Origin of the sequence: Sphingobium sp. CCH11-B1, assembly GCF_001556865.1 — a bacterium.
In the GTDB taxonomy this organism is placed as follows: domain Bacteria; phylum Pseudomonadota; class Alphaproteobacteria; order Sphingomonadales; family Sphingomonadaceae; genus Sphingobium.
Genome location: NZ_LSJY01000068.1, coordinates 1 through 21,224, shown reverse-complemented (window position 1 = coordinate 21,224; position 21,224 = coordinate 1). Strand labels below are relative to the sequence as shown.

The 21,224-nt window shown below is 65.8% G+C and carries 22 protein-coding genes and 2 pseudogenes; 14 read left to right on the top strand and 10 right to left on the bottom strand.

Going from position 1 to position 21,224, the window contains the following annotated elements:
* Positions 1-439: 439 nt before the first annotated feature.
* Positions 440-751, bottom strand: a pseudogene (locus tag AX724_RS07205) (DUF4158 domain-containing protein); the annotation flags it as partial.
* 125 nt (positions 752-876) lie between these two features.
* On the opposite strand from AX724_RS07205, the gene AX724_RS07200 reads away from it, so the two are divergent.
* Both AX724_RS07200 and AX724_RS07195 read left to right on the top strand, forming a co-directional pair.
* Positions 877-1,497, top strand: coding sequence for a recombinase family protein (locus AX724_RS07200; RefSeq protein ID WP_008832583.1), 621 nt, complete (start codon positions 877-879; stop codon positions 1,495-1,497).
* On the top strand, positions 1,497-2,024 hold the full coding sequence (locus AX724_RS07195) for a GNAT family N-acetyltransferase (protein ID WP_008832584.1): 528 nt from the start codon (positions 1,497-1,499) through the stop codon (positions 2,022-2,024). The genes AX724_RS07200 and AX724_RS07195 overlap by 1 nt, the downstream gene beginning before the upstream one ends.
* Positions 2,025-2,090: 66 nt before the next feature.
* Here AX724_RS07195 and AX724_RS07190 read toward each other — a convergent pair whose 3' ends face one another.
* The 7 genes from AX724_RS07190 to AX724_RS07160 all read right to left on the bottom strand — a co-directional run bounded on the left by AX724_RS07190 (position 2,091) and on the right by AX724_RS07160 (position 10,694).
* Positions 2,091-3,353, bottom strand: a complete 1,263-nt coding sequence (locus tag AX724_RS07190) for a hypothetical protein (protein ID WP_007683327.1) — start codon at positions 3,351-3,353, stop codon at positions 2,091-2,093.
* A gap of 281 nt (positions 3,354-3,634) precedes the next feature.
* Complete coding sequence (locus AX724_RS07185; RefSeq protein WP_007406376.1) at positions 3,635-4,039, bottom strand: copper-binding protein; 405 nt, start codon at positions 4,037-4,039, stop codon at positions 3,635-3,637.
* Positions 4,036-7,179 (bottom strand): efflux RND transporter permease subunit, encoded by a 3,144-nt coding sequence (locus AX724_RS07180; RefSeq protein WP_007406408.1) that lies wholly within the window; start codon positions 7,177-7,179, stop codon positions 4,036-4,038. The genes AX724_RS07185 and AX724_RS07180 overlap by 4 nt, the downstream gene beginning before the upstream one ends.
* On the bottom strand, positions 7,176-8,675 hold the full coding sequence (locus AX724_RS07175; RefSeq protein ID WP_066764835.1) for an efflux RND transporter periplasmic adaptor subunit: 1,500 nt from the start codon (positions 8,673-8,675) through the stop codon (positions 7,176-7,178). Before AX724_RS07175 ends, AX724_RS07180 begins: the two co-directional genes overlap by 4 nt.
* Entirely contained in the window at positions 8,672-9,934 is a 1,263-nt protein-coding gene (locus tag AX724_RS07170; RefSeq protein WP_066520056.1) for a TolC family protein, read from the bottom strand. The genes AX724_RS07175 and AX724_RS07170 overlap by 4 nt, the downstream gene beginning before the upstream one ends.
* Positions 9,935-9,997: 63 nt before the next feature.
* Positions 9,998-10,255, bottom strand: coding sequence for a hypothetical protein (locus AX724_RS07165; RefSeq protein ID WP_007683334.1), 258 nt, complete (start codon positions 10,253-10,255; stop codon positions 9,998-10,000).
* Between the two features lie 76 nt (positions 10,256-10,331).
* On the bottom strand, positions 10,332-10,694 hold the full coding sequence (locus tag AX724_RS07160; protein ID WP_066764832.1) for a hypothetical protein: 363 nt from the start codon (positions 10,692-10,694) through the stop codon (positions 10,332-10,334).
* Between the two features lie 260 nt (positions 10,695-10,954).
* Here AX724_RS07160 and AX724_RS07155 point away from each other — a divergent pair, with 260 nt between their 5' ends.
* From AX724_RS07155 to AX724_RS07115, 9 genes are all read left to right on the top strand, one after another.
* The gene (locus AX724_RS07155) at positions 10,955-11,293 is read left to right on the top strand and encodes a hypothetical protein (protein ID WP_037447968.1); all 339 of its coding nucleotides are present in this window, start codon (positions 10,955-10,957) and stop codon (positions 11,291-11,293) included.
* 142 nt (positions 11,294-11,435) lie between these two features.
* Positions 11,436-11,915 carry a heavy metal-responsive transcriptional regulator gene (locus AX724_RS07150; RefSeq protein ID WP_007406417.1) on the top strand — a complete coding sequence of 160 codons (480 nt, stop codon included), beginning with the start codon at positions 11,436-11,438 and terminating at the stop codon, positions 11,913-11,915.
* A complete protein-coding gene (locus AX724_RS07145; protein ID WP_007406426.1) occupies positions 11,912-12,133 on the top strand; it encodes a hypothetical protein in 222 nt (73 codons plus the stop codon). The genes AX724_RS07150 and AX724_RS07145 overlap by 4 nt, the downstream gene beginning before the upstream one ends.
* 59 nt (positions 12,134-12,192) lie before the next feature.
* Positions 12,193-12,513, top strand: a complete 321-nt coding sequence (locus AX724_RS07140; RefSeq protein WP_007406382.1) for a hypothetical protein — start codon at positions 12,193-12,195, stop codon at positions 12,511-12,513.
* Positions 12,514-12,536: 23 nt separating this feature from the next.
* Entirely contained in the window at positions 12,537-14,447 is a 1,911-nt protein-coding gene (locus tag AX724_RS07135; protein ID WP_030089529.1) for a 2Fe-2S iron-sulfur cluster-binding protein, read from the top strand.
* On the top strand, positions 14,447-15,175 hold the full coding sequence (locus tag AX724_RS07130) for a hypothetical protein (protein WP_066764829.1): 729 nt from the start codon (positions 14,447-14,449) through the stop codon (positions 15,173-15,175). The genes AX724_RS07135 and AX724_RS07130 overlap by 1 nt, the downstream gene beginning before the upstream one ends.
* Positions 15,172-15,894, top strand: coding sequence for a hypothetical protein (locus AX724_RS07125; RefSeq protein WP_044663288.1), 723 nt, complete (start codon positions 15,172-15,174; stop codon positions 15,892-15,894). Before AX724_RS07130 ends, AX724_RS07125 begins: the two co-directional genes overlap by 4 nt.
* The gene (locus tag AX724_RS07120) at positions 15,881-16,327 is read left to right on the top strand and encodes a DUF1622 domain-containing protein (RefSeq protein ID WP_044663289.1); all 447 of its coding nucleotides are present in this window, start codon (positions 15,881-15,883) and stop codon (positions 16,325-16,327) included. The genes AX724_RS07125 and AX724_RS07120 overlap by 14 nt, the downstream gene beginning before the upstream one ends.
* Positions 16,328-16,341: 14 nt before the next feature.
* The gene (locus AX724_RS07115; protein ID WP_062788721.1) at positions 16,342-16,782 is read left to right on the top strand and encodes a four-helix bundle copper-binding protein; all 441 of its coding nucleotides are present in this window, start codon (positions 16,342-16,344) and stop codon (positions 16,780-16,782) included.
* 146 nt (positions 16,783-16,928) lie between these two features.
* Here AX724_RS07115 and AX724_RS07110 read toward each other — a convergent pair.
* Both AX724_RS07110 and AX724_RS23965 read right to left on the bottom strand, forming a co-directional pair.
* Positions 16,929-17,429: pseudogene (locus tag AX724_RS07110) on the bottom strand (HAD hydrolase family protein); the annotation flags it as partial.
* A 462-nt stretch (positions 17,430-17,891) separates the two neighbouring features.
* Complete coding sequence (locus AX724_RS23965; RefSeq protein WP_062121690.1) at positions 17,892-18,113, bottom strand: hypothetical protein; 222 nt, start codon at positions 18,111-18,113, stop codon at positions 17,892-17,894.
* Between the two features lie 397 nt (positions 18,114-18,510).
* On the opposite strand from AX724_RS23965, the gene AX724_RS23960 reads away from it, so the two are divergent.
* The 3 genes from AX724_RS23960 (at position 18,511) to AX724_RS07090 (ending at position 21,160) form a co-directional block, all read left to right on the top strand.
* Positions 18,511-18,909, top strand: coding sequence for a hypothetical protein (locus AX724_RS23960; protein WP_066764827.1), 399 nt, complete (start codon positions 18,511-18,513; stop codon positions 18,907-18,909).
* A 149-nt stretch (positions 18,910-19,058) separates the two neighbouring features.
* Positions 19,059-19,388, top strand: coding sequence for a hypothetical protein (locus AX724_RS07095; protein ID WP_066764822.1), 330 nt, complete (start codon positions 19,059-19,061; stop codon positions 19,386-19,388).
* Positions 19,389-19,639: 251 nt separating this feature from the next.
* The gene (locus AX724_RS07090) at positions 19,640-21,160 is read left to right on the top strand and encodes an aldehyde dehydrogenase family protein (protein WP_066764819.1); all 1,521 of its coding nucleotides are present in this window, start codon (positions 19,640-19,642) and stop codon (positions 21,158-21,160) included.
* Positions 21,161-21,224 lie beyond the last annotated feature (64 nt).

Below are 21,224 nucleotides of genomic sequence, written 5' to 3'. Positions count from 1 at the left end.
ATGGCGCCACTTGAAATCCGTCATCGTTCCGTCCGTCCAATCTCCGCCAAGCATGTTCAAGCTTCACGATTTTTGCAACAGAGCCCGGCAAGCGGTAATCTATCGTCGGTCATCGGGATCAACTCCTCGGTGGGCGTGTGAAGTGTGGTAACTCCACCTTACCGATGAGCCCGGTGGCCACCGAGATCGAATTCGCATGGGTGGGGCATGCCCCACCCATGCGATCGCCTCAATCTACACCGGAAATTACACCACGAGCGCGGACGCTAACGGGTTCTACCTCGATCGTTGGTCAATCGGATTGCCGCCCTCCCATATCGGCGCCCGTAGGGCGGCACCACATAAAAGGGGCAGGAAAGCCTGCGAATAGCATCTGCTGGCATCGTACCGGATTTGTTCGCCCTTAGCGTGCAGATACGTCACTTTCGTGTAGTCACCCCAGATGCTCGTGCCGGGTCTCCTCGCGCGCGGCATAGAGGAGTAGATCGTCGCTGGTCAGGCCGAGCTGGGCCGCGACGAAATCCGATACCTGCGCCGGGATCAACTCGCCAGGAGCGAGCACCCGGCCCGGGTAGCGCAGGACGCACAGTTGCAGCGCGAAGCCAAAACGATTGTGGGCGCGCCGGCGCTGGCGGATATGCCCGAGATCCTCATCGCTGAGGGTATAGTGCCGCAGCAGCTCACCTTGATCGACCGGCAAGTGAAGCAGCGCCTCGCGCTGTCGATCGGTCAGGGTCACGCGACGCGGCATACATGCTCCTTATTCTTTCCGAGCTACGGTTTGAGATAGCTTGATTGAGATGCTGGTTAAGATACACAATAGCCCAATCTTATGTGCTCATGTTCGTCACCGCCTCAAACCTTCGTTTGTGATCCATGCTGATCGGCTACGCCCGCGTGTCCAAAGCCGACGGCTCGCAGTCGCTCGACCTGCAGCACGATGCCCTTCGCGCTGCCGGTGTCGAGCCAGGCAATATCTATGATGATCGTGCATCCGGTAGCCGTGATGATCGCCCCGGTCTTGCCGCCTGCCTGAAATCGTTGCGCGACGGCGATGTCCTCATCGTTTGGAAGCTCGACCGGCTCGGCCGAACGCTCACCCACCTGGTCAGCACGGTGCAGAATCTGTCGGATCGCGGTATCGGTCTGCGGGTGCTCACCGGCAAGGGCGCGCAGATCGACACCACGACGCCATCGGGCCGGATGGTGTTCGGCATTTTTGCCACACTGGCGGAGTTTGAGCGGGATATGATCCGCGAGCGCACCATGGCTGGCCTGGCCGCTGCCCGCGCGCGGGGACGCAAGGGTGGCCGCAAGTTCGCCCTCTCCAAGGCCCAGGTGCGGCTCGCTCAGGCTGCTATGGCCCAACGCGACACGTCCGTTTCCGACCTCTGCAAGGAACTCGGGATCGAGCGCGTCACTCTCTACCGCTATGTCGGTCCCAACGGGGAACTCCGGGATTACGGTCAGCGCGTGCTTGCTGCCAAAACGCGATGATGATGACGGGAGCCCCGATCAAACTTACCCAAGCGGACGCCGCAGACGTTGCAGACCTGTACAACCGTTGCAGCGACTATTTCCTGTTGCAGGACGGGGCCGCGCCCACGCTGGACGATGCTCGCGAGCTTTTCTCCGATGTGCCGCCCGAAAAGAGCGCCCACAATCAAGCTGTCCTGGGATGGAAGGGGCCTGGCGGCCTATATGCAATCGCGGCCATCCTCCGCGATTATCCGCGTGATGGCACATGGTATCTCGGCTTCATGATCGTAGATGCCGCACAGCGTGGTCGTGGCGTCGGACGCTCAATTTACTCGACGGTCGAAAGCTGGGCCGCTGCGAGAGGTGCCACAGAGATTCGGTTGGCCGTGCTGGAAGCGAATGAAGCGGCAGAGCGATTTTGGCGTTCTCTCGGCTTCATTGAGTATCGGCGCGTTGGGCCAGACACCTTCAAAATGCGTAGCCATCGCCGGATAGAACTGAGCCGTCGCCTTTCTGGCGCGACCGTAGAAGGCAGCAACAAGTAAGATCTCGCGCCGGCTATCTGGGCGAGCTTGGCGTAGGATTCCGCCCCCTCCCGCAAACGCCCCCTTTCAGGGAAGGGGGCTTGAGATCGCCTTGATGGCCTTCAATCCCGTTCCAAAACGAGCGATCGCGTCCCTGTTTCTCTCCAGCTCGCCATAGGGCAGATAGGCGAAGTCGAGATCGGCAATACGGCTGAAAGCCGGGCGACGGAGTTGCGCGCGAACGTCCTGCTCGCGCGCATTCGGTGCGACCAGGAATAGCCCGGCGGCAGCGTGCAGATCGCTCCCCGACAGCGCCAGATCGAGCATGCGCACGATCCCCGAGTAGATCGAGGTCGAATGTTCAACCTCGAACGCGGCGGCGACGCCGTCGCCACCCTTCGCCAGCCACAACACGTCGATGAGGCGGATCGAGTCCGCTCCGGGAGAGGTCGCAATGGCGTCTGGAAGGCGCTCGAGGCATCCCTGTCCAAGCGGGCAGCCAGCGTGAAGTCGACCGCGGTCATTGGCGGCGATCCACACATCGTAACCGAGGGCATGGCCGAGGTCGCGCAGCCAGGCCTGGATTTCGGCGTGCGTGCGATCGGTTTCGCCCTGCGCGGCGGCTGTCTTGTCGAGCCGGCTTGCCTCCGCTCTGGCATGTTCCAATCTGCCGAGCCAGTCGTCGGCCGCCGTTGCGTCATCCTCCAGCGGTGGCGCGGGATAGCGGCCCGAGCCAATGTCGAACAACAGTCCGCCGATCGCGCCGAGATCGTTGGAGAGCAACTCGCGGTAACGGTCGTTGAGGTCGAGGATGCCGGCGCGCATGGCGAGAAAATGATCCCATGACCCGAGCTTCACCTTGGCGCCGGTGACGGCATTGTAGCCCTTGACGATCGCGGTATTGAAGGGCGGCACCAGCGTCGGGTGAAGGAAATAGAGCAGGTTGGCCGCCGCCGGCCCCAGCCCCTTGATCTTGAGCGCGTCTATGCTGCGGATGTGGCTGATGATCTCCTCGGCGGTATCGCAGCACGAGCAATTGTCGAGCAGGCGACCGAACGCCCGCTGGTTGTCCGGGCTTTCGTAGATGTCTGGAATGCGCAGCTTGGGCTTCCACAGCCAGGCATGGTCGGCGCCCTTGAAGATCTGCCGCTGTTCGGCGATCGAGTGGACAACCGTTTCCAGTGACGAGCCGCGATAGGCGACGCCGAACCGCCCACTTTCGATTTCTGCGACCACCTGCTGCAGCCCGCGACGGATGGAGCGGAAGTTTTTCAGCCGTTCGTCCCACAGAAACCAGGAGCGATAGGTGGCGCCGGGATCGTCTCGCCAACGACGGACAAGCTCGCTCACGAGATCATGATGTGTCGCGGGTAACAAGGTCATACTGGCTGGGTCATCTAAACTGGGCTCCTTGCCGTTCAGGCTATCGCGAGCAAGGGCGGCTTGCACGTTCAATGTGCGATCCGCGAAGCGTGCTCAAATTGTCGGTGATCGCGCAGGGAAACGCCGCTGGCATTGGGCGTTGCCGGTCGCAACCGTCGACCGGGCGCACAGCCAGGCAGACGGCCGGCACGGGCGTCGCCGCCCGGGAGCGGCGACGCAACCAGCTTTTTCCGGTCGAACTTAGCGGATCACTGCTTTGCGATCGCGGTGACCTCGCCATCGCTGCCCTTGAGCGAGAGGTCGAAATCGACCTTGTCGCCGACCTTGACCGCATCGGTGATCGACGGCGCGGCCTTGAACGCCATCGTCATCGCGGGCCACTTGGCCTCCGGGATCGGACCATGATCGAGCGTGATCGTGCCTGCCGCCTTGTCGATCGCGGTGACGGTGCCATGGCCCTTGGCCTTGATCGCGGCGTTCGCGTCAGGCGCCATCGACATGTTGCCCATGTCGCCGCTCATGGTCGCGGCGGGCGCCGCCTCGTTGGTCTCAGTCGCAACGGGGGCCTCCGCCTTCTTGCCGCACGCGGCAGTCAGGGCGGCGAGGCCGAGGGCAATGGTCAGTCGTGCATGGTTCATCGTCTTCTCCTTCATGATGAAACGGGTTGAGGGATGGGATCGGTCTTGGGCCGGCGCAACAGCAGGTAGGCGGCGGGCAGGACGAACATTGAGAGCAAGGGCGCGGTCAGCATGCCGCCGATCATCGGCGCGGCAATCCGGCTCATGACCTCCGAACCCGCGCCTGATCCCAGCAGGATCGGCAGCAGGCCGGCCAGGATCACCGCCACCGTCATCGCCTTGGGACGGACGCGCAGCAGCGCGCCTTCGCGCACGGCGGCCTCGACCTCGGCAGCGTCCGGATGTGCGCCGCGCTCGGCCAGCGCGTTCTTGAGATAGATCAGCATCACCACCCCGAACTCGGCGGAGACGCCGGCGAGCGCGATGAACCCGACCCCGGTGGCGATCGACTGGTTGAACCCCAGCAGATAAAGCGTCCAGATGCCGCCGGTCAGCGCAAACGGCAGCGTCCCCATGATCAGCGCCGCCTCGTCGAAGCGGCCGAAGATGAGGTAGAGCAGCACGAAGATGATCAGCAGCGTCGCGGGCACGACCAGCTTCAAGCGGTCGACCGCGCGCTCGAGATATTCGAACTGGCCAGAGTAAGCGATGCTGACCCCAGGCGAGAGCCTGACCTGTTTCGCCACCGCACGCTGCAGATCGCCGACCACCGAGGCAAGATCGCGCCCGCGCACATCGACGTAGACCCAGGTCGAAGGCCGGGCATTCTCGGTCTTGAGCATCGGCGGTCCCTCGGCGATCGAGACGTTTGCCACGGTGCCCAAGGTGATCTGCTGGCCCGCGGGCGTCAGGATCGGTAGCGCCCGCAGCCTTTCGAGGCTGTCGCGCAATTCGCGCGGATAGCGCACGCTGATCGGATAGCGGGCGAGGCCCTCGACCGTCTCGCCGATCGTCTCGCCGCCGATCGCGCCGGAGACGATGGCCTGGACGTCGGCGATGTTGAGCCCGAACCGCGCGGCGGCGGCGCGGTCTATGTCGACATCGACATAGCGTCCGCCGGTCAGCCGCTCGGCGAGCGCCGAGCTGACGCCGGGCACGCTCCTGGCCACGGTCTCGACATCATGCGCGATGCGGTCGAGCTCGGCGAGGTCACTGCCCGACACCTTGACCCCGATCGGGCTCTTGATGCCCGTCGCGAGCATGTCGATGCGGTTGCGGATCGGCGGCACCCAGATATTGGCGAGACCCGGAAGCTTCACCCGGCGATCGAGCTCGTCGACAAGGCGTTCGGGCGTCATGCCCGACCGCCACTGGTCGCGGGGCTTGAATTGGATCGTCGTCTCGAACATTTCGAGCGGCGCGGGATCGGTCGCGGTCTCGGCGCGGCCGGCCTTGCCGAACACGCTTTCGACTTCGGGCACGGTCTTGATCAGGCGGTCGGTCTGCTGGAGCAGCTCACTCGCCTTGGCGGCCGAGAGGCCCGGCAGCGCCGAGGGCATGTAGAGCAGGTCGCCCTCGTCGAGATTGGGCATGAACTCGCCGCCGAGCCGGCTGAGCGGCCAGGCCGTGGTGGCGAACACCAGAGCCGCGATCAGCAGCACTGCCTTGGGCCGCTTCATCGTCCAGTCGATCGCGGGCCGGTAGATATTGGTGAGCCAGCGATTGACCGGATTGGCCTGCTCGGCCGGAATGCGGCCCCGGATCAGCCAGCCCATCAGGATCGGCACCAGGGTCACCGACAGGATCGCGGCCGCGCCCATCGCATAGGTCTTGGTGAAGGCGAGCGGCGCGAACAGCCGGCCTTCCTGCGCCTCCAGGGTGAAGACCGGAATGAACGACAGCGTGATGATCAGCAGGCTGAAGAACAGCGCCGGCCCGACCTCGGCCGCCGCCTCGGTGACGACGATCCAGCGCATCTCGCCATCGAGATGTCTGTCCGGGTGATCCTGCTCCCAGCGTTCGATCCTCTTGTGGGCGTTCTCGATCATGACGACCGCCGCATCCACCATCGCGCCGATGGCGATGGCGATGCCGCCCAGCGACATGATGTTGGCGTTCACCCCCTGGAACCGCATTACGACGAACGCGGCCAGCACACCGAGCGGCAAGGTCAGGATCGCGACCAGCGCCGAGCGGACGTGCCAGAGGAACAGGGCGCAGACCAATGCGACGACGATGAACTCCTCGACCAGCTTGCGGGTGAGGTTCTCGACCGCGCGATCGATCAGCTGCGAGCGGTCATAGACCGTGACCACCTCGACGCCCGGCGGCAGGCTTTTCCTGAGATCGGCGAGCTTGTCCTTGACCGCCGCGATGGTCTCACGGGCGTTCTTGCCTGACCGAAGAATAACGACGCCGCCGGCGACCTCGCCTTCGCCGTTCAGTTCGGCGATGCCGCGCCGCATCTCGGGGCCGACCTGGATCGTGGCGACATCGCCGAGCCGGACGGGCACGCCGCCCGCCGCAGTCTTGAGCGGGATTGCCCGGAAATCGTCGAGCGTTTTCAGATAGCCCGAGGCGCGGACCATATATTCGGCCTCGGCCATTTCCAGCACCGAGCCGCCGGCTTCCTGATTGGCTTGGCTGATCGCCTGCACTGCCTGGGCGTGGGTTACGCCGTAGGCCGCGAGCTTCACCGGATCGAGCAGCACCTGGTACTGCTTGACCATGCCGCCGATGCTGGCGACTTCGGCCACGCCGGTCACGGTCTTCAGCTCGTAGCGCAGGAACCAGTCCTGCAACCCGCGAAGCTGCGAGAGATCGTGCCGGCCGGTGCGGTCGACCAGCGCATATTCATAGACCCAGCCGACCCCGGTCGCGTCCGGCCCGAGCGCGCTGCGGGCGCTGGCCGGCAACCGACCCTGGACCTGGTTGAGATATTCGAGCACGCGGCTGCGCGCCCAGTAGAGATCGGTGCCGTCCTCGAAGATCACATAGACGAAGCTGTCGCCGAAGAAGGAATAGCCGCGCACCGTCTTGGCGCCGGGCACCGACAGCATGGTGGTGGTGAGCGGATAGGTGATCTGGTTCTCGACGATCTGCGGCGCCTGACCCGGATAGGAAGTGCGGATCACGACCTGCACGTCGGAAAGATCGGGCAGCGCGTCGATCGGGGTCGAGCGCACCGCCCACAGGCCCGCGCCGACCAGCGCGAGCATGCCGAGCACGACGAAGAAGCGGTTCCTCACCGACCAGCGGATGAGATGGGCGATCACTGGCCCGCCACCTTCGCCATATGCCGCAGCGTCGGTCCCGCCGGGGGCCGGTCGAACCCGAACCGGACCCGGTCACCCGCCTTGAAGCCGCGCGCGATGCCCGGATTGGCGAGCGCGAAGGTCATCGTCATCGCCGGCCAGTCGAGCGCGGGAACGGGCTCGTGGCTGAGCGTCACCGAATTGGCCGTGATCCGCTCGATCTTGCCCGTCGTCTCGTACAGCGTGGCTTTCGACGCCGGCGCGGCGATGGTCGCCGATGCCGCACCGCCGCCGATCGGCCGCGCCTCGATTCCCGACAGGCTCGCCTCGGAATCGATCAGGAACTGCCCCGAGACGACGACGTTCTCGCCGGGCGACAGGCCGGCAAGGATCTCGGTCTCGCCGCCTGCCTCGCGGCCGATGCGGACCTCGGCGGGATGATAGCGCCCGTCGCCTGCGGCCAGCATGACGAGCGTGCGCCTGCCCGTGCGGATCACCGCTTCGCTCGGCACCAGCAGCGCCGGCTTGGCATCGCCGCCAAGCGCGACGCTGGCGAACATGCCCGGCCGCAACCGGCCGTCCCGGTTGGGCAGCTCGATCCGCACGGTGAGCGTGCGGCTGTCGGCCTGCGTGGTCGGCAGGATCGCGATCACCCGGCCGGCGAAGCGCTCGCCGGGGAAGCCCGCCAGCGTGGTGCTGGCATTCTGGCCGACCCGGACATCGCCCGCGCGCGCTTCGGGCACCGCGGCATTGAGCCAGACGGTGCCGAGCCCGCTTACCTGGGCGAGCGTCTGGCCCATGGCGAGCGTCACGCCGGCACGGGCGTCGAGCGTCTGGATCGTGCCCGAGATCGGCGTCGTGATCGTCACCACGCCGTTCGGGCGTCCGCTCCGCTCGACGCTGGCGATGAGGCCGTCGGACATGCCCATCAGCCGCAGTCGCTGGCGCGCGGCCGCGGTGAGGTCGGGCTTGCCGAGCCGCCTGACGCTCAGATATTCGGTCTGCGCGCCGCCCCATTCGGGCAGGAGCAGGTCCGCGATCGGCGCGCCGGCGCGGACCACGTCCCCGGGCGCTCGCGCATAGACGCGGCTCACGAACCCGCCCGAACGCGCCTGGATGACGGCGACGTCGCGCTGGTTGAAGTCGATCGTGCCGGTGACTTCCAGCGTGCTCGCAAGGCTGCCCATGCGGGCCTCGGCCACGCGCAGGCCGAGGCTCTGGCGCGCGGAGGGATCGACCGTCACCCCGGGCGCCGCGCCGGCACTTTCGCCGTCGGCATATCTGGGCACAAGCTGCATATCCATGAACGGCGACTTGCCGGGCTTGTCGAACTTCTGGTTGGGAAACATCGGGTCGTACCAGTAGAGCACCTTGCCCGAGCCTGTGCCCGCCTCGCCGGACGCGGCGGCCTGCGGTTGCGGCGACCTGTGGCCCGCCCAATAGCCCGCGCCACCGGCGGCCAGCGCGACGACAAGGATCGATGCGCCCCAGCGCACTGTGTCCGACTTGAGCGTCATGGCCGCTCCTCCCCATAAGTGATGTTGATACGGACCGCGTCGCGCGCGACATCGGCCTCGCGGTTGAGCGTTTCGACCTCGGCCTCGGCGAGCGCCAGGGTCGAGAGCAGCGCGGTTCCCAGGTCGAGCTTGCCCGCGGCATAGCTGTCGCGGTCGAGTTCGGCGCGGCGCCTGGCGAGGGGCACCAGCGTCTCGCGGGCATTGCGCAACCGGGAGAGATGCATGGCATGGTCTGCGAGATCGGCGTCGAGTTGCGCCACCAGCTCGCGGCGGATCGCCTCGCGGTCGAACCGACCCCCTTGCACAAGGCTCTCGCTGGCAGCGATCCTGGGATTCTGGCGCTTGCCGGCGAACATTGGCAGGTCGATCGACACGCCGACCGAGGCCATGTCGCCGTACATGGGATCGCGCCGGCCATAGGTGACGCCGACCTTCCAGTCGGAGCGCTTGTCGGCGCGCGCGAGGCGCACGTCCGCTTCGGCGACTGCGATCCGCGCGTCCTGCGCGCGCACGGCGGGAAGCGCATCGATCCCGGCCCGCAGCCGGATCGGATCGACATCGAGTATCGGCGGGTCGCCCGTCGCCTGCGGGTCGGGGTCGCCGGTATAGCGCGCGAGCCGGGCCCGCGCCTGCGCCACCACCGCAGCCATCTCGGCGCGGCGATCGGCGATGGCGGCGCGGAGCTGGTCGGGCTCGAGCGCCTGGCTCGGGCGCGCGCTGCCCGACGCCAGGCGTGCGGTCACGGTCTTCTGCAGGTCGTCGAGGCTGGCATCGAGCAGGTCGAGCTGCCGGAGCCGGCGTTCTCCATAATAGAGATCGACCCAGGCGAGGGCGGTCTCGAGCCGCACGTTGCGGCCTTCGACCAGCTCGCCCGCCTCGGCGATACCGATATCGGCCGCGGCGCGCGCGGCGCGTGCATGGCGCTTGGCGAGATTGGGGAAGGTCTGGCTGAACCCGATCGTCGCCATAGTGAAATCGTCGCGCGTGAAGCTGCCGGCATTGGGGCCGCTCACCGGGAAGTTCTGCAGGCCCAGGTCGAGCGTCGGATCGGGCAGGCGATCGGCCGCGACCGCCGAAGAGCGGGCGCCGGCTGTCGCCGCCGCGCGCGCCTTGAGGCTTGGCGCGTTGGCGGCAGCGAGCCTCACTGCCTGCTCGTAGGTGAGCGGGCCGGCCGACACCGGCACGGCCCAGGCGCTCGCAAGCGTCGCACCGATAGAGAGCAACAGGCGTCGCACAGCGCGCCTCGGCATCATGATCATGGATATCATCCCCTCATGACAGAGGCGGCGCGCCAAGATGTGACGCGCCGCTCCGGAGCGGGTTTAGCCCTTGTCCGACCTGACTGCGCCGCGCATGCAGTCGGCGGCGCTTGCCTGCATCATCGCGCAATCGCAGCTGGCCATGTCCCGGCTGTCGGGCACCCATATGCGGACACGCGCAGGGCCAGTCGCCCGCGGACCATATTGCGGCGCCGACCGCCATTCCCAATGGCCTTGCGGCGTGCGGCTCGCGTCGGTTGCAAGCGCAGGCGCGGCGAGACTGAGGGCCGCCACAAGGGCGGCCGGAAGCAGTTTGATCATCACGAAAACCTTTGACTGAAAAGAAGGAAACCGGGCTGCGCGCATCGATCGATGCGCGCAGCCCGTGCTCGTTCAATCAGGCAAGGCTGGTGGGAGGATCCGGCTCGGGCACAACCGCCTTGCCGGTCAATATCGTATCGGTCGTCCAGAAGCTGGGCGCGTCGTAGAGACGCGCAGGCGCAACGCCGCCTGCCAGGTCCGCTGCGACCAGCGGGATCACGCACCCCATCGCGGCGATGCAATCGAGCGTCAGGCCCTTGCAGGGCTTTTCGCTGGGCGCAGGCTGCTGCTTGGCCATCATTGCCATGCAGTCTGCATCCATGCCCTTGGCCAGCGGCGCGCCTGCCGCCTGCGGCACGCTGTGCGCGGCCGCCATCTGGGCTCCGAAGAGACCGGACAGCGCTCCGATGACGAGCAGAAGGGCGAGCAGGCGTTTCACGAGCCTCGATATCTAGCGGGTTTCGCTGGCGCAGCCAACCAAAGTCTCGCGCCGCGCGGGTTTTGAAGTGCTGACGGCTGATTCCGTCAACTCCGCGTCAATAAAGATCTGGCCCGGGGAAGAAGATCGGCTGCGGCCTCTACGTATATCGAGGCTGGACCCGGGACCGTAGTCCCAAGCCTGAAGAGACGCTCTTCCCCCCGGCAGGTCCGGGCGGTGGCTTACCATCCAAGGAGGTGAATATGGTCAGAAAAACTCTCATGGTCGGGCTTGCCGGCATTTCGATGCTTGCTGCCGTCCCCGCTATGGCCCAGGGCATCGGGCACAGCTTGTTCATGCGCGGCTCGATCGTCGACACGGGCAGCAACGGCACGGTCGTCTGCATCGGCAAGGCCGATGGCGCCGAGGTCGGCCAGAAGCTCGAGGTCTATCGCGTCGTGACCCATCCGGGTCCGCCCAAGGGCGTGGCGCCGACCTATCACCGCCAGCTCGTCGGCCATGTGACGATCGATCATATCTTCGATGATCACTTCGCGCATGTGTCCGTCGCCGACGGTACGCCTGCCAAGCACGACATCGTCGAGCTTCGCAAGAACTGACGCGCCGGTGGCCCGGCGGCACACGCTGCCCTGATGCGAGGCATCGGGGCAGCGGGTTGCCGGCGGCAACGGACCGTTCGGGATCGAGGCGAAACCGCTTGACCCTGGACCATGGTCCTACCGGCATGATCGAGCGGATGACATGGGCAATTTCAAGATCGGCGAACTGGCCGCGGCCGCAGGCGTGGGGCGGGATACGATCCGCTATTATGAGCGGATGGGCCTGCTGCGCGAGCCCGCGCGCACGGCAGCGGGCTACAGGCTCTACGACGCGACCGACCTCGAGCGCGTCAATTTCATCCGCTCGGCGCAGGAGCTTGGTTTCACACTCGAACAGGCCCGGCAGCTGCTGGCGCTCAGGGCGTCGGACACCGCGCATGCCCAGGCCGTGCTCGATATCACGCTTGCCAAGATCGCGGACGCCGAAGCCCGGCTCGAGCGCCTGTCGGATATCCGCGACATGCTGCGGATGCTCGCCGACGAATGCCCGGGCGAAGTGCCGGTCTCCGATTGCCCGATCCTCGCCTTCCTGACGGCGCGGCGGAAAGACCAGCAGCATAACAAGAAACATCAGGCAGCGCAGGACGAACGATCACCACGAGCGAAAGGGGTTTTGTCATGAAGAAAATGCGTTTGATCGCCGTCCTCACGCCGGCGCTGCTTCTAGGCGCCTGTGTGACCACGCGGCCGACCTCGGCGCAGGTCGAGAGTTGCCGGGCGATGGAGGGCAATATGGGTCTCCAGACGCCGCATGATCATGGCGAGATGAAGGGGCAGGGGCGCAACCCGATGAACCTCTCGCACGACCGGTGTCTCCGGATTCTGCGCAGCGCGCAATGAGCCGGTCCGGACGCCAGGGATGGCGCCCGGACACAGTTTTCAAGCCAAGGAGCAAAGCCATGATCGACCATGCGAAGAAAGCCCTTCCACTTGTCGGCGGAAGCCTGTTGCTGGCGCTCGCGCTTTCGGGCTGCGACCGCCAGGCCGACCAGACGGTGCCGCCCGCGGCGAACAGCGTCGCCGCCACCCCGGTCCTGACCGACAGCGGCAACGCTGCAGACGCGGCGCCGATGGACGCGATGAGCAACCAGGCCGAGATGGAGCGGCATCACCGTCAGGCGATGGACCATGACGCGATGCGCGCCGGGGCCGGCAACCAGACCGCGCCGGCACCCGATCCCGCGCCGGGCAATGCGGCGATGCCGATGAAGGATATGTAGGCTCGCACACTAAGGGGATGAGGATGTCCAGGCGGATCAGCCTTCGACGCTTGAGCCTCGGCTGCGCAATCGCTCTCAGCCTGTCCGCGAGCGCGGGCGCGCAGGAGGGCGAGGATCATGCCGCGCATCATGGCGCAGGCATGCCGGCCGGCGGGGGCATGTCCGCACCGGCAGAGCCGGGGTCGTCGGACATGGCGAAGATGATGAACCCCATGATGGATCGCATGATCAATGGGGAAGGGGAGAATGAGCACGGCCACGAATCGCGCCGGACCGGCTTCATCTCGCAGCTGCTCGCCTTTCCCGCGCTTGACGAAGCGGCAAGGCAGCGGGTCGCTGCGCAGGCCGGCGAACGGGTAAGCACGGGTCTGGCGATGATCAACGCCGCCTCGGCCGACGGCGCGCGTGCGACCACGGTCTCGGCCCGGCTCGATGCGGCGCGGCGCCTGCGCGAGGGAACCGACCTGTTCCGCTCCGGCACCGCCGCGCAGGGCGCGATCGGGGGCTTGCAGCCGCCCCGGGAGGTCGGGCTTGCCTGGCTGCGCGATCAGCTCGACATCGACCAGGCCGCGCCCGGCCATGCCGATCACTGGTTCGGCATCTCGCCCTCGCACCTCCTTCTCATGCTGTTCCTGGGGCTGGTGAGCGCCACGCTTATCGCGCTGCAGATCTTCCGCCTGCGGCGGATCGGGGCGATCGCCGGCGGTGTCGCCACCGCCAAGGTTCCAGCAAAGCCGGAGCCGAAGGCTGCCCCTCCCGCTACCAGGGTTGCGCCCGCGCCTGCACCCGTTGCCGACAGCGCCGGGCTCGCGCCGAGCAATGCGGCCGCACCCGCTGGGGCGTCGCTGCGCAAGCCCAAAAGCTGGGCGGGGCAGCTGCGCGTGGTCCAGATCGTGCGAGAGACGCCGAGCGTGCTGACCTTCCGGCTCGCGGACCCGACCGCCGACCGGCTGCCGTTCGACTTCCTGCCGGGCCAGTTCCTGCAGGTCGAGGTAGAGCCCGAAGCGGGCAAGACCGCGCGCCGTTCCTACACGATCGCCTCTTCGCCGACCCAGCGGGCCTATGTCGAACTGACGGTCAAGCGCGAGGAGCAGGGCGTGGTCTCGCGATACCTGCACGACAAGGTCGTCGCCGACGATCTGCTGAAGGTCAGCGGACCGTTCGGCGCCTTCACCTTCACGGGAACGGATGCCCAGAGCATCGTGCTGATCGCGGGCGGGGTCGGCATCACCCCGATGATGTCGGTGCTGCGCTATCTCACCGACACCGCGTGGAAGGGTGATATCTTCTTCTTCTACGGCGCACGGTCGACCGAGGAATTCGTGTTCCGCGACGAGCTCGAGCGGCTCGAACGCCGTTTTCCCAACCTCCATGTCGTCGCCGCGATGCAGCGCGCGCCCGGCACCGTCTGGATGGGCCCCGAAGGGCCGATCACGCGCGAGATGATCCTGGCCGCGGTGCCGGAGATCGCGAGCCGGCGCATCCATATGTGCGGCCCGCCGGCGATGATGGGCGCGATGCGCGGCGTGCTGGCGGAACTCGGCGTCCCCGAAGCGCAGCTGCACACCGAGGCGTTCGGTCCGGCCTCGCTGCCGGCCGACCACGAGGATCTCGAGGTCAAGCCCGCGCCCCCGCCAGCGGATAAGCCGGCCCCGAGCGCCGAGGTGGCGCCGAGCACGGTGACCTTCTCCGTGTCGGGGGTGTCGGCGGCCTTGCCCGCGGACGAGACCGTGCTGGAGGCGGCCGAGGGCGCGGGCGTCGAGATCCCCTATGCATGCCGTGCGGGCACATGCGGCGCCTGCGTGGTCAAGCTGCTGCAGGGCGAAGTGACGATGGAGGTCGAATCCGGCCTTGCGCCCGCCGACAAGGCGCAAGGCTATGTGCTCGCGTGCCAGGCGAAGGGGACGGGCACGCCGCTCGTGGTCGAAGCCTGATGCGCGAACGCAGCAACATTGCCGTGGGCCTGCTGGTCGCGTTCCTGCTGCTGTTCCCGTTCGGCTATCTCGTGCATGTGTCGCCCCGCTTTCCGGGTAGCCTGGCCGGCGGGATCATCGGGATCGCAGCGCTCGTGCTGATGCTGCTGACGCTTCCTTATGTCGCGGCCAAGCACATCGCCTGGGTCGACAAGGCGCTCTCCCGGGTCGTCAGCAAGCCAACCCTGCTCGCCATCCACATCTATGCCGGCGTGCTGGCGCCGATCCTGGGTCTGGTCCACGCCGCGCACAAGCTCGAAAGCCCGGTCGGCCTGCTTCTGACCGTCCTCCTGCTGATGACGGTCATCACCGGCTTCATCGGCCGCTACCTGCTTGCCCAGCTTGGTCGGGCGCTGCGCGGACGCAGGTCAGAACTGGCCTCGCTTCGCGCCGCCTTCCTCGAGGAGCCGGCGGCGCCGACGCAGGCCGATACCGCAGCCCCGCCGCTGTCGGGCTGGAAGCGCTATCTGTTCGTCGCCGGGGATGCGTCCGCGGGCCAGCGCCCCCAGGACAAGACGGGGATCGCCGCAGCGCTGGCCGATACCGAATTCGCGATCCGTGCCGAAGAGGCAACCAACACCCTGTTCGCGCGGTGGCGGTTCCTGCACATCCTGCTGGGCTGTCTCATCTTCGCGCTGCTCGCGCTCCACGTCGGCGCGGCGATCTATTACGGGCTGCGCTGGCTATGAGCTGGCAGCGTCTTTCCTACGCCGTCTTCATCGCAGCCCTGCTGGTGATGGTCGCCGCGGTCGCGATCCGGATGCGATCGGACGCGCCGAGGGATGCCGGCCTGGTGGCGCAGCTCGTCTCGCCCGGCCCGCTCTCGAGCGCGCACCAGTCCTTTGCCGGCCAATGCACGGCCTGCCACACGCCGGGCAAGGGCGTCGAAACCCGGACCTGTCTCACCTGCCATGCGGGCACCGATTTCGGGACGAAGCAGTCGACTCAGTTCCACGCGAAAGCGACGCAGTGCACCTCCTGCCACGTCGAACATGAGGGAGAGCGCGGCATCATCCGCATGGATCACGCCGCCTTGCTCGACATGGCAAAGTGGCGGCAGCCTTCGGCGGGCATGTCGACAAACACTAGAAGCCTGACTCCCGAGACCGCGCTCAATTGCGCGAGCTGCCATGCGTTCCGCGATCCGCACCAGGCCCTGTTCGGCACCGACTGCGCGAGCTGCCACAAGACCGACAGCTGGAAGATCGTCAATTATCGCCATCCATCGGTCAATTCGACGCAGTGCGCCGAGTGCCACAAGGCGCCACCCAGTCACTTCATGGAGCATTTCAGCATGGTCTCGCAGCGCGCAGCCGGATCGAAAGCGCGCGTCGACCAATGCTATGCCTGTCACGCCACCGACAGCTTCAACAATATCCGCAAGCGAGGCTGGTATGATCACCATTGAGGCCGACTGGCTGAGCGCCTTCTTCCGGCTTGCGGTGATCGGCCTGGAACTGGCGGGCACGCTGACCATCCTCGTCGGCGCGGGGCTCGCAACCTTTCTGTTTGCGCGGCGGGCGAGGGCGGGCGACCGGACCGAGGCCTATAGCGCGTTCCGCTCGGCGCTCGGCCGCAGCATCCTGCTCGGTTTGGAATTTCTGGTCGCCGGCGACATCGTCAAGTCGCTGGTGATCAACCCGACGCTCGACGATCTCATCGTGCTGGCCGGGCTTGTGCTGGTGCGGACCTTCCTGAGCATCTCGCTTGGGGTCGAGATCAACGGCCACTGGCCTTGGGAGGAAACCCGGATGGCGCGGGAGAAGGCGCGTGCTGCGGCGTTGGATGGGTCGCCTATGACGGCTGAGGCCGCCGGACGCGGCGCAGCGCTCAAGGGATAGCAGATGGGAGGTGCATGATGATCGAGAGACGCGAATTGCTGATGGCCGGCGCCGGCCTTGCCGCCGCTGGAACGCTGGCTGGGCCGGCGGCGGCGCAGCAGCATCGAATGGAAGGGATGGCGATGTCGATGACGGACTGCATCGACGATTGCGTGGCTTCGCACCGCATGTGCCTGGAGACCGCCGCCTGGCTGACGAAGCAAGGCGGCGCGTCAGCCACGGCGTCGCTGATCGCCATGCTGAACGACTGTGCGGAACTGTGCCAGGCGACCGCCAACTCGATGCTGCGCGAATCCTCCCTCCATACCATCCTGTGTCGCGCCTGCGCTGACGGCTGCGAACGATGTGCGCGGGAATGCCTGAGCCACGTCGTGGGCGAGCGGATCAAGCGTTGCTCGGCTACCTGCAAGGATTGCGCCGCCAGCTGTCGGATGATGGCGGACATGGCCAGCTGAGTGTCCTAGAACGCGCCCAGGCGTAGTGGGGTCAAGCAGCTCCGGCACGATTGAAGCGATCCGTCGGCTCCACAATGTGGGACCGCTGCGAAGCTGGGTCGTACGGGCGCGAAAGCGGGACTGGTTAGGTATCGGCGGTAGCGCTTTTAGACTAGCCAGGCAGCGATCGCGCCAACCACCGACTTGGTTTCGGCAACGTCGCGGACTTGCACGGTATCCAGCCCGAGGTGCTTGGCCGGATAATCATTTCCGCCCGGGAAGATCGCGTCACCGAAGAAGATCATCTTGTCGAGTGCGACGCCGGTCTGCTCGGAAAGGCGCTTGAGGCCATAGGCCTTGTCTATCCCTTCGCGCGTGATGTCGATCGATGTCGCCCCGCCGATATTGATGCCAAAGCCTGGCAGCAACGGCTGGAGCAGGGCCTGCAATCTCTTGCGCTTGGCGTGATCGGGATCCCACGTGTCCTTGGCCTCGAGCGGCGCTTGCTGACCGAGCGCGGAGAATGTGATCTGGCTGCCGCGATCCTCGATCTGCTCGCCCCAGATGTTCTCGTTTGCATAGCCCGCCTGCTCGACCGTCTTGGTTAGTGCTTCGCGGATGCGCTGGCTTTCGTCGCCGGTGAACAGATCGGCATAGATACGCGTCCATACTTAAACCCCGAGGCCTCCGACAAACCCGGGGCGGTTCAAGTTGATCAATAATCAGCCAGGCGAGCGTTCAATCACTGCGGCACCGATCCGAGTGAGCGTCTATTCCGACAATTTAGCCTGGGCCAGTCCGAGTGGCTGGTTCGGCGGTGGGCCTTGCCACGATCGCGCCGAAGCAAAAGCGGCGTGCGATTTACGTTTCGCTGTTCGCCAACTGCAGCAGGCGGCGTCGCTTTGCAGTGCTCGGGCTAGGCGGAGGCTTTGATGGCCGCCGTCTTCGGCCATCCGCGCCCAGCTTTTGCTAGTAGCCGAACTAAAGCGGACATTGCAGGCTGACCGCCAGCTTCGCAAATTACGTATACTGCCACCTCCAGGCCGATACCATCTCAACGGCAAGCTCCCTGGGGAGCGAGAATCGACCGGGCATGTGTCCGGTCGAACTGAAACTCAGACTTGAAGGAATCATATTTGCGCAAGAAAGCAGCGATTATCGCTTCGCTCGCAGCCTTTGGCGTCCTTGCCGTCGGCGCCGGGCCAGTTCTCGCCGATGGGATGCCGCCGGGCATGCCCGACCTTGAACAGACGCTCAAGGCGAAGCCGGCGCCGGCTCGGTCCGACACGGCCCAGATGCAAGGAATGCGACACCGCGAAGTACGGATGCACGGTGAGATGATGCAGGACCATCGGATCGCTATGCGGGAGATGGGAACCCAGGACGGAGCCTCCCGCATGTTGCATAGGTCGCGGGGCGGTTGCTGACCCTGCATTAAGCCAGCTCCGACCACGAGGCTGGGCGGCCAACGACCGTGGCCTAGTTCAACCGCAGCTTTGGCCCGCCGTTCTCCCACGGCGGGCCAATTGGCTTTTGCACTTCGCTGCCGGCCGCCATCAAGCGGGATCATGAATTCGCTTGAACTTGGGCCATGGTCCACCCCGCACGATCCCGCTCATGCTTGTCGCGATCCAAAGCGGATTCGTAAGTTACGTATACAGACTGCGTCTCGCTAGCAGCATTGAAGCTTCGGAATTGCCGGGATCGGAACGTCGACCGGGCAACAGGACGAACACTCGGAGACCCTCAATGCGACAGACGACATTTCGCGCGGCGACCATCAGCCTCTTCGCGACGCTAACCTTCGCCGCCGGCACCGCTCTCGCCCAGTCGACGCCCGCGCCCGCGCAGACTGCGCCGGCCCATGCCCACCAGCAGGGCATGGATCATGGCGGGCAGCAGATGCACGATCAGATGATGAAGGATCATCAGGCCGGCGCGCAGAAGCAGCAGCGGCAACCGGCCCAGCAGGATCAACAGGGCATGTCGGGGATGGCCGGCATGTCCGGCGGGTCGCCTGCATCGAACGGCTCGGGCATGGCCGGTAAGGCGAAGAGTGGCTGCTGCAAGATGCCGATGAAGAAGGCCAAGCCGGCCGCGAAGAAGACCGCCAAGCCCATGGCCGACAAGCCGATGAGCGACATGTGAAGTTTCCAGCCCCGATAAAACACCCCCCGGGGCTGAGGGCCCGCCGCCGCCCCCGCGGCGGGCCAGTTCTTTGACGATGCCCAGCGTCGCCCCGTGCTCCCAACTTTCAAAGCCGGGACCGAGCAACTGACGTGAGAGAGGAAACAGTGATGCGAAAACATCTTGGCGTCGGTGCTGCTGTTGGCTTTCTGCTCTTTGGCAGCACGCCGCTCCTCGCACAGGGTATCGGCCATAGCTTGTTCATGCGCGGCAAGATCGTCCGTACGGATGCGGGCGGCACAGTGGCCTGCCTGGGCAAAGCCGATGGCGCGCACATCGGGCAGATACTCGAAGTCTATCACGCAACGCCGCGCCACCGCCGCCTTGTCGGTCATGTCGAAGTCGACCAGATTTTCGACGACCATTACGCTCATTTCCGCGTGAGGGACGGGACGCTTCAGAAAGGCGATTGGGTGAGCCTAAAGCGCTTCCGGGCGTAACGCCAGAATTGGAATGCCAAGCGCCGCCCTTCCCAAAAGAAGAATCAGCCGAGTAGCGTGTCTCGGCATAATTCCGATCATGCGTGCGCGAATAGGTTCGGGAGTCGATGAATACTCATCGGCTCCGTTGGCGTGTCTGACCCTCAAAGACCGCGACACCGATACCAAACTACCTTCTGCGGAACTTACTTATAGGCCGCCCGGGCAAAGAGATTACTCCGTCAGGCCATCGATAGAGATGGAGTCAGGTAATGTTCGAGAAGGCGATCGGGACCATCAATGCGGCGGCCTCCTTCCGACACCGCTATGATAATTTCATCGGTGGTCGATGGAACGCTCCTGCGAGCGGCGAGTATTTCGCCGACACGAGCCCGATCAATGGTGCCCAGATCGCAGAGTTCGCGCTGTCGACGCCGGAAGATGTCGAGCGCGCGCTCGATGCGGCGCACGCCGCCAAGGATCAATGGGCAAGAATCGCCCCCGCCGAGCGCGCCAGGATTCTCAATCGCGTCGCCGACCGGCTCGAGGATAATCTGGAGCTGCTGGCGCTTGCCGAGACGATCGACAATGGCAAGCCGATCCGCGAGACGCGTGCTGCCGACGTTCCGCTTGCGATCGACCATTTCCGCTACTTCGCCGGCTGCATCCGGGCGGAGGAAGGCGGCATCTCGACGATCGATGCGGACACCATCGCCTATCATTTCCGCGAGCCGCTCGGCGTCGTCGGCCAGATCATCCCGTGGAACTTCCCGCTGCTGATGGCGGCGTGGAAGATCGCCCCGGCGCTGGCGGCGGGCAACTGCACCGTCATCAAACCCGCATCCCAGACGCCGCTCACCTTGCTGATGTTCGCCGAGCTCACCGCCGACATCCTGCCGCCCGGCGTGCTCAATGTCGTTACCGGCCCGGGACGGACCGTCGGCCAGGCGATCGCCGCCAATCCGCGCATCGCCAAGGTCTCGTTCACCGGCGAGACCGTCACCGGCAAGCAGATCATGCATGCGGCCGCCGACCATCTGATCCCCCAGACTATGGAGCTTGGCGGCAAGTCGCCGAACATCTTCATGGCGGACGTGCTCGACGACGACGATGCCTTCTTCGACAAGGCGCTCGAAGGCTTTACTTTGTTCGCGTTCAACAAGGGCGAGGTCTGCACCTGCCCGTCGCGTGCGCTGATCCATGAGTCGATCTTCGACCGCTTCATCGAGCGCGCCGTGGCGCGCGTCGCCGCGATCCGCCAGGGCGATCCGCTCGACCCCTCGGTCCAGGTCGGCGCGCAGGCGTCGGAGGACCAGCTCCACAAGATCCTGGGCTATATCGATATCGGCAAGGCCGAGGGCGCGCAGTGTCTGGTCGGTGGCGCCAGGGCGCTGCCGGGCGGTGCGCTCGACCAGGGCTATTTCGTGCAGCCGACGGTGTTCGTGGGTCAGAACCACATGCGCATCTTCCAGGAGGAGATCTTCGGTCCCGTCCTGTCGGTCACCACCTTCAAGACGGTCGAGGAGGCGATCGCACTTGCCAATGACACCGCCTACGGTCTTGGCGCGGGCGTCTGGACCCGGAGCGGCAACACCGCCTACCGGCTCGGCCGCGCGATCGAGGCCGGGCGGGTCTGGACCAACTGCTATCATCAGTACCCCGCCCATGCCGCCTTCGGCGGATACAAGGCGTCGGGCTTCGGGCGTGAAAATCACCGGATGATGCTCGACCATTATCAGCAGACCAAGAACCTGCTCGTCTCCTATGACGAGCACGCGCTCGGCCTGTTCTGACCCCTCGCTCAAAGGAGATGGCATGAATGATTTGTGATCGGCCTTGGTGCTCGGCGTCGTGGCG

What these genes read in the sequence shown, in the direction of transcription:
- AX724_RS07200 (WP_008832583.1), top strand. Translation starts at nt 877, where the DNA reads ATGCTGATCGGCTACGCCCGCGTGTCCAAAGCCGACGGCTCGCAGTCG.
- AX724_RS07195 (WP_008832584.1), top strand. Translation starts at nt 1,497, where the DNA reads ATGATGACGGGAGCCCCGATCAAACTTACCCAAGCGGACGCCGCAGAC.
- AX724_RS07185 (WP_007406376.1), bottom strand. Translation starts at nt 4,039, where the DNA reads ATGAAGGAGAAGACGATGAACCATGCACGACTGACCATTGCCCTCGGC.
- AX724_RS07175 (WP_066764835.1), bottom strand. Translation starts at nt 8,675, where the DNA reads ATGACGCTCAAGTCGGACACAGTGCGCTGGGGCGCATCGATCCTTGTC.
- AX724_RS07170 (WP_066520056.1), bottom strand. Translation starts at nt 9,934, where the DNA reads ATGATCATGATGCCGAGGCGCGCTGTGCGACGCCTGTTGCTCTCTATC.
- AX724_RS07165 (WP_007683334.1), bottom strand. Translation starts at nt 10,255, where the DNA reads ATGATCAAACTGCTTCCGGCCGCCCTTGTGGCGGCCCTCAGTCTCGCC.
- AX724_RS07155 (WP_037447968.1), top strand. Translation starts at nt 10,955, where the DNA reads ATGGTCGGGCTTGCCGGCATTTCGATGCTTGCTGCCGTCCCCGCTATG.
- AX724_RS07150 (WP_007406417.1), top strand. Translation starts at nt 11,436, where the DNA reads ATGGGCAATTTCAAGATCGGCGAACTGGCCGCGGCCGCAGGCGTGGGG.
- AX724_RS07145 (WP_007406426.1), top strand. Translation starts at nt 11,912, where the DNA reads ATGAAGAAAATGCGTTTGATCGCCGTCCTCACGCCGGCGCTGCTTCTA.
- AX724_RS07140 (WP_007406382.1), top strand. Translation starts at nt 12,193, where the DNA reads ATGATCGACCATGCGAAGAAAGCCCTTCCACTTGTCGGCGGAAGCCTG.
- AX724_RS07135 (WP_030089529.1), top strand. Translation starts at nt 12,537, where the DNA reads ATGTCCAGGCGGATCAGCCTTCGACGCTTGAGCCTCGGCTGCGCAATC.
- AX724_RS07130 (WP_066764829.1), top strand. Translation starts at nt 14,447, where the DNA reads ATGCGCGAACGCAGCAACATTGCCGTGGGCCTGCTGGTCGCGTTCCTG.
- AX724_RS07125 (WP_044663288.1), top strand. Translation starts at nt 15,172, where the DNA reads ATGAGCTGGCAGCGTCTTTCCTACGCCGTCTTCATCGCAGCCCTGCTG.
- AX724_RS07120 (WP_044663289.1), top strand. Translation starts at nt 15,881, where the DNA reads ATGATCACCATTGAGGCCGACTGGCTGAGCGCCTTCTTCCGGCTTGCG.
- AX724_RS07115 (WP_062788721.1), top strand. Translation starts at nt 16,342, where the DNA reads ATGATGATCGAGAGACGCGAATTGCTGATGGCCGGCGCCGGCCTTGCC.
- AX724_RS23965 (WP_062121690.1), bottom strand. Translation starts at nt 18,113, where the DNA reads ATGGTCCTGCATCATCTCACCGTGCATCCGTACTTCGCGGTGTCGCAT.
- AX724_RS23960 (WP_066764827.1), top strand. Translation starts at nt 18,511, where the DNA reads ATGCGACAGACGACATTTCGCGCGGCGACCATCAGCCTCTTCGCGACG.
- AX724_RS07095 (WP_066764822.1), top strand. Translation starts at nt 19,059, where the DNA reads ATGCGAAAACATCTTGGCGTCGGTGCTGCTGTTGGCTTTCTGCTCTTT.
- AX724_RS07090 (WP_066764819.1), top strand. Translation starts at nt 19,640, where the DNA reads ATGTTCGAGAAGGCGATCGGGACCATCAATGCGGCGGCCTCCTTCCGA.